Consider the following 14,995-nt stretch of genomic DNA (forward strand, 5'->3'; position numbering starts at 1 on the left):
ACCTCTCGAGGTGTCCAGGCGCCAGATTGAAGACACACGTTCTTCACTGGTAGCTCATGGGTGGAACATTAGACAAGGTGCCGAACGGGGAATCCCGAACTCAGTACGCTGCTTGCAGCTGGAAAGGTTCTGGTGACGTCGCCGGCACATGCACGCTGTTGGGTCCTGAGGGACCGGATGCGCTCCGATCTTCGGATCGGGAGCAGACGAACCTCAGGGCCTTTCTTGGCTGCCTACACGGCAAGCGGGGAAGGTACCGCCCGTACTTTGAGAACTACACAGTGGACGCGAGCATCTTTGAAACGACTTCGGTCGTTTCTTATAGATGATCTTAAAGATCATTAGTCAATTTCAATTCGGACTTCGGTCCGATGTCGATTCTGATAAAACTCATGTGATTTCAAGTCTTTAAGAGCAAACGGTGGATGCCTTGGCATCTGGAGCCGAAGAAGGACGTAGCAATCTGCGATAAGCCTCGGGGAGTGGATAAGCACACTTTGATCCGAGGATCTCCGAATGGGGAAACCCCGCTGGGCGGCGTGCCGACCCAGTGACTCCCGCCTGAATATATAGGGCGGGTAGAGGGAACGTGGGGAAGTGAAACATCTCAGTACCCACAGGAAGAGAAAGCAACCGCGATTCCGTTAGTAGTGGCGAGCGAAACCGGAACAGGCTAAACCGAGTACGTGTGATATCCGGCAGGAGTTGCGTATTCGGGGTTGTGGGACTTTTCAGGCTGCTCTGCCGAGCAGCCGGCGTTACAAGAAGGTATAGACGAACAGCCTTGAAAGGCTGGTCAAAGAGGGTGCCAACCCCGTAGTCGAAATGCCTCCCTTGGCGCGAAGAGTATCCCAAGTAGCACGGGGCCCGAGAAATCCCGTGTGAATCTGTCAGGACCACCTGATAAGCCTAAATACTCCCAGATGACCGATAGCGGACAAGTACCGTGAGGGAAAGGTGAAAAGTACCCCGGGAGGGGAGTGAAATAGTACCTGAAACCGTTTGCTTACAAACCGTTGGAGCCTCCTTAGTAGGGGTGACAGCGTGCCTTTTGAAGAATGAGCCTGCGAGTTAGCGATATGTGGCGAGGTTAACCCGAGTGGGGTAGCCGTAGCGAAAGCGAGTCTGAATAGGGCGATTCAGTCGCATGTCCTAGACCCGAAGCGAAGTGATCTATCCATGGCCAGGTTGAAGCGACGGTAAGACGTCGTGGAGGACCGAACCCACTTAGGTTGAAAACTGAGGGGATGAGCTGTGGATAGGGGTGAAAGGCCAATCAAACTTCGTGATAGCTGGTTCTCTCCGAAATGCATTTAGGTGCAGCGTTGCGTGTTTCTTGCCGGAGGTAGAGCTACTGGATGGCCGATGGGCCCTACAAGGTTACTGACGTCAGCCAAACTCCGAATGCCGGTAAGTGAGAGCGCAGCAGTGAGACTGTGGGGGATAAGCTTCATAGTCGAGAGGGAAACAACCCAGACCACCAACTAAGGTCCCTAAGCGCGTGCTAAGTGGGAAAGGATGTGGAGTTGCCTTGACAACCAGGAGGTTGGCTTAGAAGCAGCCACCCTTGAAAGAGTGCGTAATAGCTCACTGGTCAAGTGATTCCGCGCCGACAATGTAACGGGGCTCAAGCACGCCACCGAAGTTGTGGCATTGATATTATTGGTAGGCCTTCGTGGTCCAGCCGTATTGATGGGTAGGAGAGCGTCGTGTGGCCAGCGAAGCGGCGGGGTGACCCAGCCGTGGAGGCTACACGAGTGAGAATGCAGGCATGAGTAGCGAATGACGTGTGAGAAACACGTCCTCCGAAAGACCAAGGGTTCCAGGGTCAAGCTAATCTTCCCTGGGTAAGTCGGGACCTAAGGCGAGGCCGACAGGCGTAGTCGATGGACAACGGGTTGATATTCCCGTACCGGCGAAGAACCGCCCAAACCAATCCAGTAATGCTAAGTGTCTGAATCCTGATGACCGATCCCTTCGGGGAGGAGCTTCAGGCCTAGCACACGACCCTATGCTGAGGCGGTTAGCGTATTAACAGGTGTGACGCAGGAAGGTAGCCCAAGCCAGGCGATGGTTGTCCTGGTGCAAGTGCGTAGGCCGAGTGATAGGCAAATCCGTCACTCATACAGGCTGAGACACGATGCGGATAAAAAGTGGGTGATCCTATGCTGCCAAGAAAAGCATCGACGCGAGGTTCAAGCCGCCCGTACCCCAAACCGACTCAGGTGGTCAGGTAGAGAATACCAAGGAGATCGAGAGAATCGTGGTTAAGGAACTCGGCAAAATGCCCCCGTAACTTCGGGAGAAGGGGGGCCTTCGACGTATTAGGACTTGCTCCGAAAGCGTTTGGAGGCCGCAGAGACTAGTGGGTAGCGACTGTTTACTAAAAACACAGGTCCGTGCCAAGTCGCAAGACGATGTATACGGACTGACGCCTGCCCGGTGCTGGAAGGTTAAGAGGACCGGTTAGCCGCAAGGCGAAGCTGAGAATTTAAGCCCCAGTAAACGGCGGTGGTAACTATAACCATCCTAAGGTAGCGAAATTCCTTGTCGGGTAAGTTCCGACCTGCACGAATGGCGTAACGACTTCCCAACTGTCTCAACCGCGAACTCGGCGAAATTGCACTACGAGTAAAGATGCTCGTTACGCGCAGCAGGACGGAAAGACCCCGTGACCTTTACTATAGTTTGGTATTGGTGTTCGGTGTGGCTTGTGTAGGATAGGTGGGAGACTTTGAAGCATGGACGCCAGTTCATGTGGAGTCATTGTTGAAATACCACTCTGGTCACTCTGGATATCTAACTTAGAACCGTAATCCGGTTCAGGGACAGTGCCTGATGGGTAGTTTAACTGGGGCGGTTGCCTCCCAAAAAGTAACGGAGGCGCCCAAAGGTTCCCTCAACCTGGTTGGCAATCAGGTGTCGAGTGTAAGTGCACAAGGGAGCTTGACTGTGAGACTGACAGGTCGAGCAGGGACGAAAGTCGGGACTAGTGATCCGGCAGTGGCTTGTGGAAGCGCTGTCGCTCAACGGATAAAAGGTACCTCGGGGATAACAGGCTGATCTTGCCCAAGAGTCCATATCGACGGCATGGTTTGGCACCTCGATGTCGGCTCGTCGCATCCTGGGGCTGGAGTAGGTCCCAAGGGTTGGGCTGTTCGCCCATTAAAGCGGTACGCGAGCTGGGTTTAGAACGTCGTGAGACAGTTCGGTCCCTATCCGCTGCGCGCGCAGGAAATTTGAGAGGATCTGACCCTAGTACGAGAGGACCGGGTTGGACGAACCTCTGGTGTGTCAGTTGTTCCGCCAGGAGCACCGCTGATTAGCTACGTTCGGGATGGATAACCGCTGAAAGCATCTAAGCGGGAAGCCGGCCTCAAGATGAGATTTCCATGCCTTCGGGCGAGAGGCTCCCAGCCAGACTACTGGGTTGATAGGCCGGATGTGGAAGCGTGGTAACACGTGAAGCTGACCGGTACTAATAAGCCGATGACTTGATAACACACCGTTTTTGGTGCTTGCGTCCACTGAGTGGTTCTCGATGTACGGTCGAGAACCGCATGACAATGACTTATTTGTTGTGCAGACTGAGACATCAATAGTGTTTCGGCGGCCATAGCGTGAGGGAAACGCCCGGTTACATTCCGAACCCGGAAGCTAAGCCTCACAGCGCCGATGGTACTGCAGGGGGGACCCTGTGGGAGAGTAGGACACCGCCGGACTTCTTTCGAGAAATGGCCACCCAGTGTTGGGTGGCCATTTCGCGTTAACGCGACATCCGCCATGATCGAGGTGGAGTGCAGGGAGTGACCATGGCCGACGACAAGCCCGAGCGCGAGGATTCTGCGCGCTCCTCGAGCTCCGGACGTGGTTCATCCCGTGATTCGCAGTCCCGCGGCGCTGCCTCCGGACGAGGTGCTGACCGCAAGAAGTGCCCACCGCGCGACGGGCAGCGGAAGCCGTATCCGCCGCGGGATGGTGAGCGTAAGTCGTATCCGCCGCGGGATGGTGAGCGTAAGTCGTACCCGCCGCGGGATGGTGAGCGTAAGTCGTACCCGCCGCGGGATGGTGAGCGTAAGTCGTACCCGCCGCGGGATGGTGAGCGTAAGTCGTACCCGCCTCGCGACGGTGAGCGGAAGTCTTACCCGCCTCGCGACGGGCAGCGGAAGCCGTATCCGCCCCGCGACGGTGACCGCAAGCCGTACCAGAAGCGCGAGCACGCGCCGCGAGCCGGCGCTGATCGCGCTCCTCGGGATCCGGTGCAGGACGCCCTGCGTTCGGTGCGCCCGCGCCACGACGATCCCTTCGTGCCCGACGAGGTCACTCCGAAGGACCTCAGCCCTGCGGCGCGCCACGAGCTGAAGACGCTGTCGAAGGAGAACGCCGAGTGGGTGGCTCGCCACCTCGCGATGGCGTCCTCCCTCATCGATGAGAACCCCGAGCTCGCGCACCAGCACGCCCTTTCGGCGTCTCGGCGCGCCGGGCGCATCGGGATCGTGCGAGAGACGCTTGCGATCACCGCCTACGCGACGGGGGACTACGCACTCGCGCTGCGCGAGCTGCGGACGTACCGCCGTATCTCGGGCAAGGACGATCAGATCGCGCTCATGGTCGACAGCGAACGCGGCGTCGGTCGGCCGGACCGTGCCCTGGAGGTCGGGCGTGCCGTCGATCGCGGGGCTCTGCCGGCATCCGTCCGTGTCGAACTCGCCATCGCCATGTCCGGTGCACGTCTCGACCTCGACGACCCCGCGCGTGCTCTGACCGAGCTCGATATTCCGGAGCTGGATCCGGATCGCGCGTTCGAGTGGAGCCCGGGCCTGTTCGCCGCCCGTGCGGCGGTGCTCGAGGAACTCGGCCGCACGGAAGAAGCGGCTGAGTGGCAGACGCGGGCGATCGTCGCGGCGGAGGCACTGTACGCCGCGAGCGGACTGGGCGACCTCGAGACGATCGAGATCGAGGAGATCTTCGAGACGGCCCTCGACGAGGTTTCCGTGGTCGAGCCCGAGGACGACCAACCCGAGGCCTTCGAGGAGAGTGGAGCCGCGGTCGACGAGGCCGATCCCCAGTCCGAGGAGTTCACGATCGAGGACGAAGTCGACGAGATCCTCGCCGAGGCGGGCATCGACGAAGAACGCATCGACGACTGATGGCGCTGTTCTCCGGTCGGCGTGTCTCGTCGACCCCGCTCGCTGGAGTGGATGTCGTGCTGGCGGACCTCGACGGTGTCGTCTACGCCGGAGCGGGGGCCCTGCCGTACGCGGTCGACAGTCTCGAGCGCGCGCGCGAAGGGCGACGACTCGGCTTCATCACGAACAACGCCTCGCGGACGGATGCGTCGGTCGCGGCGCACCTGACGGAGCTCGGTCTTCAGACTGCCCCGGACGAGGTCGTGACGAGCCCGCAGGCGGCCATGCGCCTGCTGTCCGAGCGAGTCGCGCCCGGTGCCACGATCCTCGTGGTGGGCGGCGACGGTCTCGTGAACGAAGTCGAGAAGGCGGGTTTCGTCGTCACGCGCAGCGCAGAGGATGCGCCGGCGGCTGTCGTGCAGGGTTTCGCGCCCGAAGTGGGCTGGTCTCAGCTCGCCGAGGCCGCGTACGCCCTCAAGCTGCCGGAAGACGAAGGCGGGATCCCGTGGATCGCGACCAACACGGACTGGACCATCCCCCAGGCGCGCGGTATCGCGCCGGGGAACGGCACGCTCGTGTCCGCTGTGCACACGGCCGTCGGTCGCCTCGCCACCGTCGCCGGCAAGCCCGAGGTGCCGATCTTCGAAGAGGCCGTCGCGCGGTTCGGTGCGCAGCATCCCCTGTTCCTCGGCGACCGTCTCGACACCGACATCCTCGGCGCCAACCGGGCCGGCATGCCATCGGCACTCGTGCTCACGGGCATCGACCGGCCCAAACACGTGCTCGCCGCTCCCGCAGGATCCCAGCCGACCTTCATCCTCGCCGACCTGCGGGACCTGCACGCGCCCTACCCCGAGGCGCGGGTCAAGGACGACGTCGTGGCGGTCGGCGATGCGAGGGTGCGGATCGATGGTCCGGACGTGCAGATCCTCGCGGCCGGCGAGCCGATCGATCTGCTGCGGGCGGGCGCGAAGGCGATCTGGGACACGGGCCGTGCGATCTACGGCTTCCGCGTACCCGAACAGCTGTACGCGGATCCGTTCCACAAGCCGTGAGGCTCCGAGGCTCCGTGGGGCGGTTCACGTAGTCTGAACGCATGACGGAATCCGCGAGCGAGGATGCCACCGCAGACCTGCTGTCGCACCTCGAGGTGATCGAGGCGCAGCCGCTCGCATCACGCGCCGCGGCGTACGAGTCTCTTCACGATTCCCTCGCGCGGCGCCTCGAAGCGGACCCGTCCGCACCGCGCACGTGACGGCGACCGCATGAGGCTCGATGCCGCACTCGCCGCGCGCGGTCTCGCCCGGTCGCGTACGCAGGCCGCAGCACTCATCGCGGACGGGCTGGTCACGGTGGCCGGCCGGCCGGTCGTCAAGGCATCCACCGCTGTTCCCGACGACGCACTCATCGAGGTCGCCCGCGCCGACCATTACGTGAGCAGGGCGGCGCACAAGCTCCTCGCGGGCCTCGACGCGTTCGAAGTGGATGTGTCGGGGCGGGTCGCGCTCGATATGGGGGCGTCCACCGGCGGGTTCACGCAGGTGCTCCGCGAACGCGGGGCCGAGCCCGTCCTGGCGGTCGACGTCGGCCACGGGCAGCTCGCGGGATCCATCGCCTCGGACCCCGGCGTCGTCTCGGTCGAAGGCTTCAACGTGCGGTACATGTCCCGCGCGTCCCTCGCCGAGGCGAGCGGCGTCGATGCGACACCGTCGGTCGTGACGGGCGATCTGTCGTTCATCTCGCTCGACCTCGTCCTCCCGGCCGTCGCGGCGGTCGTGGGCGACCACGCCGACATCGTTCTCCTGATCAAGCCGCAGTTCGAGGTCGGGCGCACAGCGGTCAAGGGCGGCCTCGTGACCAACCCGGTGCTGCGCTCCGATGCTGTCGCGCGCGTGCTGTGGACGGCGTGGGATGCCGGGCTCGGCACGCTCGGCGTCGTCTCCTCCCCACTGCTGGGAACCCACGGGAACGCCGAGTACATCGCGCATCTCGCGCCGGGACGCGGTACGAATCCGACAGAATGGTTGAGCACCGTGAACCGACTGGCGGGGAGCCCATGACACAGCCGCAGCGCAGCATCCTGGTCGTCGCGCACGCTCGTCGCGGCGACACCGTTCGCGCGGCCGAGCGTGTGATCGGCGCCCTGCGCGGCGCGGGCGCGACCCCCGTGCTCGCCGCAGACGACGCGCTCGAACTCGCGACAGAGCTGCCGACGCTGGGCCCCGTCGCGATCCTCGATGTGGATGTCGCGGTCGCCGATGTCGAACTCGCCATCGTCCTCGGCGGCGACGGCACGATCCTGCGCGCGGCCGAGCTCGTGCGCGAGGGCACGGCGCCCGTGCTCGGCATCAACATGGGGCACGTCGGCTTCCTCGCCGAGATCGAGCGCGACGACATGGATGACGCGGTCCGCCGCGTCATCGCCCGGGACTACGCGGTCGAGGAGCGGCTCGCGCTCCAGGTGCGGGTGAAGGATGCGCACGATTCGGTGCTCTACGAGACATGGGCGCTCAACGAGGCGACGGTCGAGAAGGCGAGCCGCGAACGTCTTCTCGAAGTCGTCATCGAGGTCGACGGGCGCCCGCTGTCGTCGTTCGGCTGCGACGGCGTCGTCGTCTCGACGCCGACCGGCTCGACCGCATACAACTTCTCGGCGGGCGGTCCGGTGATCTGGCCGACGGTCGAAGCGATCTCCGTCGTCCCGCTGTCGGCGCATGCGCTGTTCGCCAGGCCGCTCGTCGTCGGCCCGGAGCACACCGTCGCGATCGAAGTGCTCGAGCGCACCAACGGCGTCGGCATCCTGTGGTGCGATGGCCGGCGCTCACATGATCTGCCCCCCGGGGCCCGCGTCGTCGTGCGGCGCTCGGAGCGACCCGTGCGCTTGGCTCGCCTGCATCCCGCAGCCTTCACCGATCGCCTCGTGCGCAAGTTCCGCCTGCCCGTCGAAGGGTGGCGGGGTCCTTCCGCTCTGCCACCGGGGGAGACTCCGTGATCGAAGAGATGCGCTTGCGCGACCTCGGCGTCATCGCCGAGGCGACGCTGCCCATCGGCCCCGGGTTCACGGCGATCACGGGAGAGACCGGCGCGGGCAAGACGATGGTCGTCACGGGCCTCGGGCTGCTGCTCGGCCAGCGTGCCGATTCGGGTGCCGTCCGCGCGGGAGCCGCGCAGGCATCCGTCGACGGCGTGTGGATCGTGCCCGACGGCGGTGCCGTCGCAGAGCGCGTGCGGGATGCCGGTGGCGATCTCGAACCGCTGGGCGACGGGCGCGCGGAGCTCTTCGTGGGGCGGTCGATCTCGAGCGAGGGCCGCGGTCGAGCCTCGGTGGGCGGCCGCGCCGCACCCGCGGGGGTTCTCGCGGATCTCGCCGACGAGCTCGTCGTCGTGCACGGTCAATCCGACCAGCTGCGACTGCGATCGACCGCGGCGCAGCGCGACGCCCTCGATCGCTTCGGCGGCGGTGCGGTGCAGACGGCGCTCGCGCGGTATCGCGAGAAGTACGAGCGTGCGCGCGCGATCGAGCGCGAGCTGCACGATCTCGTCGAGGATCGCGATCTGCGCGCGCGTGAGGCCGACGAACTGCGCGCGCAGCTCGCCGAGCTCGCGCAGGCGACGCCGGTCGCGGGCGAGGACGATGACCTCGCTGTCCGGGCCGAGCGACTCGCCAACGCCGAGGATCTGCGGCTCGCGGCCGCGACGGCGCACGAGGCGCTCTCGGGCGACGGCGAGCAGCCCGATGCCGGGGCGCTTCTGGCCGATGCCCGCCGCGCCCTCGAACGGGCCCACGACCCCGCGCTCGAAGAGATCGCGACGCAGGTCGCCGAGATCGGCTACCGCACGGCCGATCTCGCGACCGCTCTCGCCGCCTATCTCGCCGACCTCGACGAGTCCGGGCCCCACGAACTCGCGGCCGTCGAAGAGCGACGCTCCGTTCTGAACGGCCTCGTCCGCACGCACGGCTCGCTCGAGGCCGCGCTGAGCCTGCTCGAGACCGGGCCGACGCGGCTGGCCGAACTCGACGACGACAGTGACCGCGTCGAGCGACTCGAAGCGGAGCGGGATGCCGCGGCATCCGCCCTCGACGCGGCCGCCGCCACTCTCACCGCCGCCCGGCAGAAGGCCGCCACGCGACTCGGCACGCAGGTCACGGCAGAGATGCGCGCTCTCGCGATGCCCGATGCGCGGGTCGAGGTGCAGGTTGCGCCCGGGCAGGCGTCGAGCGCGGGCCGCGATGACGTCGCGATCCTGCTCGCCCCGCACCCGGGTGCCGAGGCGCGATCGGTCGCGCGGAGCGCATCCGGCGGAGAGCTCAGTCGCGTCATGCTCGCGATCGAGGTCGTGATCGCGGGGGTGGATCCCGTGCCGACGTTCGTCTTCGATGAGGTGGATGCCGGGATCGGCGGTGCCGCCGCGATCGAGGTAGGTCGCCGGCTCGCGCGGCTCGCCGAGTCGTCGCAGGTCATCGCCGTCACCCATCTGGCGCAGGTCGCCGCGTTCGCCAACAATCACCTCTCGGTCGTCAAGGCGAGCGACGGGTCGGTCACGGCATCCGACGTCCGCCGTCTCGAGGGCGACGACCGCGAGGCCGAGATGGCGCGGCTGCTGTCGGGGATGCCGGACTCCGAAGCCGCTCTGCTGCACGCGCGCGAACTGCTCGCGCTGCGGGGCGCGACGGCGTGACGAGAAGGCGCGGCAGGCGACGGGACGGGCCCGACGCACACGGTGATCCGGCGCTGCCGGCGGCCGAAGCGGACACCGAGCTCGAAGAGGATCTCGACGGACCGCCGCCGCCCGGCGCGATCGTCCTCCCGGCTCCGCGCCACACGCCCGTGTACGCGGCGCTTTCCCGGATCCTGCTGCGCCTCGAGACGCGGGTGCGCGCCGCCGGATCGACGAGCGTGCGCTGGGCGACTCGCGCGGTGTGGGCAGTCGTCGCGCTCGTCGGCGTTCTGCTTCTCTTCGGGCCCGTGATCAACAAACCACTGAGCTTCGATGACATCACCTCGTCGGCCTCCACCGCCACCGAACGGTGGATTGCGCGGTCCTTCACTTCGGACGTCGAGATCCTGCGCGACGACGGCGGCCGGATGAGTATGCGAGTGCACGAGACGATCGAGGTGTACTTCCCGGACGACGTCTCCGACGATCGCATAGAACGCGTCATCGCGAGTCAGTACGAGGGGCATGATCTTCATCCGACGATCGAGCGCGTGACCCTGGACGGGACGCAGGTCGATCCGCGCATCGCCCGCGGTGCGACGCGCACGACAGTCGCGGTGGTCGAGGACGACGACTTCTCGGGCGATCACATCGTGGAGTACGAGTACACGCTGCACGACGTGGCCTTCACCGAGACGGACGCATCGACCCGCCTCACAGAAGAGGTCGTCCTGTGGGACGCGTTCGGCCCGTCGTGGCCCCACGGTGTCGCCGAGAGTCATCTCACCATCACGGTCGGCGACGACCTCGTCGACGCCTACTCGCGCCAGCCGAGCGCGGGGATCGCGTGGCTGCTGGTCGGCGACAGCGTGACCCTGACGCCGGACAGGGATGCCGGGAACGCCGTGGTCTACACGGTCGACAACGATCAGAACATTCCCCCGCATGCGCAGTTCTGGTTCGATCTGCGGTTCCAGCCCGGTACGTTCGCCATGCCCCCGCCGTCCGCGCTCTTCTGGATACAGGCTGTCGGGCCTTTCGTGCCGCTCATCCTGCTCGCCGTGACGCTGCTGTTCGCGCTCGCGGCCCGCGCCGTGGCGTGGTCGGATGCGCGGGGTCGGGCCTGGTTCATCAGCCAGAGCGCACCGCAGAGCGACGTGTCACCCGCGCTCGCAACGCGACTCACGCGCACCGTCCAGCTCTCGCCCCTCGTCGACGCCGTCGCCGCGTACCAGCTCTCGCCCCAGGACAGCCGTCGCCGTCGCGCGCTCGTGCGGGCGGCGCGTCGGGCGGGTCGCGCGGGCAATCTTCCGGCTGCATGGCTGACCTACCTCGACCGGGTCGCGTGGCGCGAGCAGTTCACGCGCGGTCTGCGTCGCATCCCGCGGGGATTCGTCCGGGACAGCTTCCTGGGCGCATCTCTGGCGCTGACCGTCGTCCAGTGGGGGCTGGTGCGGCAGCTCTCGTACCAGTTCGCGCTCAGCGTGTACTGGTGGCCGGTCGCGATCGTCGTGGTCACGACGGCACTCGCCCTGATCGTCGTCGCCATCGCGCTGACGGCGCGGCCGCTGACGAGGCAGGGCGCGCTGCGTCGCGAGCACCTGCTCGGACTCGAGCTGTACCTCGCCCAGACATCTGGTCTCGAGCGCACCTCGCTGAAAGATCGCCTGCTCCCGTACGCCGTGATGTTCGCCCGCCCCCGGGACGTGCGCCGCAGCGTCGCAGCCCTCGTCGAGGAGGCGGGCTTCGCCAGGGAGAAGATCGATGATCCGGACTTCGTGACCGGACCACGCCTGGCCGTCCGCATCCTCTCCGTCGTGCCCGTGCTGGTGGCGCTCGCCCTCGTGATCTGGGCTCCCGTGCACCTGCGGGGCACGCCCGAGGATGAGGTGTACTCCGGTGATCTTCCCGGCGACTACGGCGTCTTCGTGCAGGAGTTCCGCTCGGACGCGACCGTGGTGGGCGCCGAGGACGGGCGTCTGGGCGTCGAGGTCGAGGAGCGTCTGTCGGCAGATGTCGGCTCGAACTACCGCGATGTCCCCCAGGTGCTGCGACAGTGGCGCGATGTCGTCGGCGGCCACGACATGGGCCTCTCGGTCGAGTCGGTCACGGTCGACGGCGCAGCCGTGCCTTTCGACGTCGGGCGCACCCAGGGGATGGCGCTGCTGCAGACCCGCATCGGCGACGAGTGGCCGGGCGAGCACGAGATCATCATCCGTTACACGCTGGCCGACGCCGTGGGAACCGTCAACGAAGACGGCCAGTGGCGCGATCAGCTCCGGTGGACGGCACTCACCCCGGGATGGGACTACGGCTGGAGCGGCGTCGATCACGAGGTCGAGGACGTCTCGTTCTCGATCAGCGTCCCGCAGGAGATCGTGGATGACGCGACCACCGCAAGCGGCTGGTTCGAACGAGTGCGATTCCGCGACGAGCTGGAGCTCACGCCGTTCGGCCGGGGCGAGGCATCCGGCGACCTGATCACCTACGATCTCGCACTGGTCGACGATGACGGATGGTGGGGGAGCGCCGGCCACTCGGACATCGGCGTGCAGCTGCAGTTCCCCGACGGCACCTACGGCGAACCTCGCCCGGCATCCTGGGTGTGGTTCTCGATCACCATGGCGCTTCCGTTCGCGGTTCCGCTGATCTTCGGTGCGGTCGCGGTCTGCTTCGCACTCATCGGGCTCGTCGTCCAGGCCGTCGCTCCCGAGCGGCTGCGCGGGGGGATCCTGCGCGACCTCGTGCGCTGGGTGCCGCCCTGGCTCACCGCGGCCCAGCTCGTGTCGTGGTTCTGGGCTTCGGTCGAGGCATCCGCCGATGATCCGGTCCTCTGGCAGCTCGGCATCCCGCTTGTCATCAGTGCGGTGCTGTCCATCGCTGTGCTGTACTCGACACGACGCCGGACACGGCGCTCTGCCAGAACCGACTGATAGGATCAAAGCCCGTGATGCAGACTTCTGATTCTTCCCGCGGCGACATTTCGAACGACACCACCAAGCACATCTTCGTGACCGGCGGTGTCGTTTCTTCGTTGGGCAAGGGCCTGACGGCTGCGAGCCTCGGCAACCTGCTCACCGCCCGCGGCCTGCACGTCGTCATGCAGAAGCTCGACCCGTACCTCAACGTCGATCCGGGGACGATGAACCCGTTCCAGCACGGCGAGGTCTTCGTGACCGACGACGGCGCCGAGACCGATCTCGACATCGGCCACTACGAGCGCTTCCTCGACATCGAGCTGAGCCAGGCCGCCAACGTCACGACAGGGCAGATCTATTCGCAGGTCATCGCCAAGGAGCGTCGTGGGGAGTACCTCGGCGACACCGTGCAGGTGATCCCGCACATCACCGACGAGATCAAGCGCCGCATGCGACTGCAGGCGGACGAAGACCCGAAGCCCGATGTCATCATCACCGAGATCGGCGGCACCGTCGGTGACATCGAGTCGCAGCCGTTCATCGAGTCCGCGCGCCAGATCCGGCACGAGCTGGGCCGCGCGAACGTCTTCTTCGTGCACGTCTCGCTCGTGCCGTTCATGGGGGCGTCGGGTGAGCAGAAGACCAAGCCGACGCAGCACTCCGTCGCGGCACTGCGATCGATCGGCATCCAGCCTGACGCCCTCGTCCTGCGCAGCGATCGCCCCGTCACCGAGTCCAACAAGCGCAAGATCGCGCTCATGTGCGACGTCGACGAGGGCGCGGTCGTCAACGCGGTCGACGTGCCGAGCATCTACGACATCCCCTCGATGCTCAACGAACAGGGCCTCGACGACTACATCGTGCGTGCGCTGGGGCTCTCGAAGGCCGCCGACGTCGACTGGGCGCGCTGGCAGAAGGTGCTCCAGGCGGTGCACAACCCCAAGCACGAGGTGACGATCGGACTTGTCGGCAAGTACATCGACCTGCCGGACGCGTACCTCAGCGTCACCGAAGCGCTCAAGGCCGGCGGCTTCGCGCAGGAGACCCACGTCAACATCCGGTGGATCCCGTCGGACGAGTGCGAGACCCCCGAAGGCGCGGAGAAGGCGCTCGCGCCGCTCGACGGCATCGTGATCCCGGGCGGTTTCGGCATCCGCGGCATCGAGGGTAAGATCGGTGCGCTGAAGTTCGCGCGCGAGCAGGGCATCCCGACGCTCGGCATCTGCCTCGGCCTGCAGTGCATGGTCATCGAGTACGCGCGTCACGTCGCGGGGATCGAGGATGCGTCGTCGAGCGAGTTCGACCCCGACACGACAGCGCCGGTCATCGCGACGATGGAGGAGCAGGTCGACATCCTCGAAGCCGGCGACATGGGCGGCACCATGCGACTCGGCCTGTACCCGGCGAAGCTCGCGGAGGGCTCCATCGCGGCCGAGATCTACGGCTCGACGACGGCGTCGGAGCGTCACCGCCACCGCTACGAGGTCAACAACCGCTACCGCGATCAGATCGCCGCGGCCGGCATGGTGTTCTCGGGCATCAACCCCGACCTCGACCTCGTCGAGTACATCGAGCTCTCGCGCGACGAGCATCCGTACTACATCGCGACGCAGGCGCACCCCGAGCTTCGCTCGCGCCCGACCAACGCCAACCCGCTGTTCCGCGGACTGGTCGCTGCGGCGCTCGAGCGTCACAGCGCGAGCGAACTCTTCGACGTCGACAATGACTGACCTGCGCGACGAGCCTTTCGAGCCGGAGGTGCTCGAGAGCGATCTCGTCTACGAGGGGCGCGTGTGGGATGTCCGCAGCGACACCGTGCAGTACGGCGACGGACGGATCGTGCGCCAGTACGTCGCTCACCCGGGCGCCGCGGCGATCGTCGCGGTGGACGAGCACGAGCGCGTTCTGCTGATCCAGCAGTACCGGCATCCCATCCGCCATCGCGATTGGGAGATCCCCGCCGGGCTCCTTGACGTCGCGGGCGAGTCGCCTCTCGAGAGCGCTGTACGGGAGCTCGCTGAGGAGGCGGACCTCGAGGCGTCGTCGTGGGAGCCTCTCGTGAGCGTCTTCACGACGCCCGGCGGCAACGACGAGGTCGTCCACCTCTTCCTCGCGCGCGGGCTCTCGCCGCTCGCCGAGGTGCACGAACGTGAGGATGAAGAAGCCGATATCCGCGTCGAGTGGATACCGCTGCAGGATGCCGTGGCCGGCGTGCTCGCGGGGCGACTGCGCAACGGCATCCTCGCCACCGGCGTCCTCGCCGCGGCAGAGAAGCTCCGCGCGGGCTGA

General features: G+C 65.9%; 9 protein-coding genes and 2 rRNA genes. All 11 read left to right on the forward strand.

Translation table 11 applies throughout. The annotated features are described in order from the left end of the window. Positions 1-398 precede the first annotated feature (398 nt). The 11 genes from MA876_RS07850 (at position 399) to MA876_RS07900 (ending at position 14,995) form a co-directional block, all read left to right on the forward strand. Positions 399-3,502, forward strand: a 23S ribosomal RNA gene (locus MA876_RS07850). Positions 3,503-3,605: 103 nt separating this feature from the next. After that, a 5S ribosomal RNA gene (rrf, locus tag MA876_RS07855) occupies positions 3,606-3,722 on the forward strand. A gap of 585 nt (positions 3,723-4,307) precedes the next feature. Beyond that, complete coding sequence (locus MA876_RS07860) at positions 4,308-5,150, forward strand: hypothetical protein (protein ID WP_248147556.1); 843 nt, start codon at positions 4,308-4,310, stop codon at positions 5,148-5,150. After that, a complete protein-coding gene (locus tag MA876_RS07865; protein ID WP_248147558.1) occupies positions 5,150-6,184 on the forward strand; it encodes an HAD-IIA family hydrolase in 1,035 nt (344 codons plus the stop codon). The genes MA876_RS07860 and MA876_RS07865 overlap by 1 nt, the downstream gene beginning before the upstream one ends. A 41-nt stretch (positions 6,185-6,225) precedes the next feature. Further along, the gene (locus MA876_RS07870; RefSeq protein WP_248147559.1) at positions 6,226-6,384 is read left to right on the forward strand and encodes a hypothetical protein; all 159 of its coding nucleotides are present in this window, start codon (positions 6,226-6,228) and stop codon (positions 6,382-6,384) included. Positions 6,385-6,394: 10 nt separating this feature from the next. Further along, entirely contained in the window at positions 6,395-7,189 is a 795-nt protein-coding gene (locus MA876_RS07875; protein WP_248147560.1) for a TlyA family RNA methyltransferase, read from the forward strand. After that, positions 7,186-8,121, forward strand: a complete 936-nt coding sequence (locus MA876_RS07880) for an NAD kinase (RefSeq protein ID WP_248147561.1) — start codon at positions 7,186-7,188, stop codon at positions 8,119-8,121. Before MA876_RS07875 ends, MA876_RS07880 begins: the two co-directional genes overlap by 4 nt. Then, on the forward strand, positions 8,118-9,809 hold the full coding sequence (gene recN, locus MA876_RS07885) for a DNA repair protein RecN (RefSeq protein WP_248147562.1): 1,692 nt from the start codon (positions 8,118-8,120) through the stop codon (positions 9,807-9,809). Before MA876_RS07880 ends, recN begins: the two co-directional genes overlap by 4 nt. Continuing rightward, the gene (locus MA876_RS07890) at positions 9,806-12,721 is read left to right on the forward strand and encodes a DUF2207 domain-containing protein (RefSeq protein ID WP_248147563.1); all 2,916 of its coding nucleotides are present in this window, start codon (positions 9,806-9,808) and stop codon (positions 12,719-12,721) included. The genes recN and MA876_RS07890 overlap by 4 nt, the downstream gene beginning before the upstream one ends. Positions 12,722-12,738: 17 nt before the next feature. Then, positions 12,739-14,436, forward strand: a complete 1,698-nt coding sequence (gene pyrG, locus MA876_RS07895; RefSeq protein ID WP_248148008.1) for a CTP synthase — start codon at positions 12,739-12,741, stop codon at positions 14,434-14,436. After that, positions 14,429-14,995: an NUDIX domain-containing protein gene (locus MA876_RS07900; protein ID WP_248147564.1), complete on the forward strand. Its 567-nt coding sequence runs from the start codon at positions 14,429-14,431 to the stop codon at positions 14,993-14,995. Before pyrG ends, MA876_RS07900 begins: the two co-directional genes overlap by 8 nt.

This window comes from Microbacterium aoyamense (assembly GCF_023155855.1).
Classification (GTDB): domain Bacteria; phylum Actinomycetota; class Actinomycetes; order Actinomycetales; family Microbacteriaceae; genus Microbacterium; species Microbacterium aoyamense.

Excerpts from the sequence above, each read along its gene's own strand:
- MA876_RS07865 (WP_248147558.1), top strand. The coding sequence starts at position 5,150 with ATGGCGCTGTTCTCCGGTCGGCGTGTCTCGTCGACCCCGCTCGCTGGA.
- MA876_RS07870 (WP_248147559.1), top strand. The coding sequence starts at position 6,226 with ATGACGGAATCCGCGAGCGAGGATGCCACCGCAGACCTGCTGTCGCAC.
- MA876_RS07875 (WP_248147560.1), top strand. The coding sequence starts at position 6,395 with ATGAGGCTCGATGCCGCACTCGCCGCGCGCGGTCTCGCCCGGTCGCGT.
- MA876_RS07880 (WP_248147561.1), top strand. The coding sequence starts at position 7,186 with ATGACACAGCCGCAGCGCAGCATCCTGGTCGTCGCGCACGCTCGTCGC.
- pyrG (WP_248148008.1), top strand. The coding sequence starts at position 12,739 with ATGCAGACTTCTGATTCTTCCCGCGGCGACATTTCGAACGACACCACC.
- MA876_RS07900 (WP_248147564.1), top strand. The coding sequence starts at position 14,429 with ATGACTGACCTGCGCGACGAGCCTTTCGAGCCGGAGGTGCTCGAGAGC.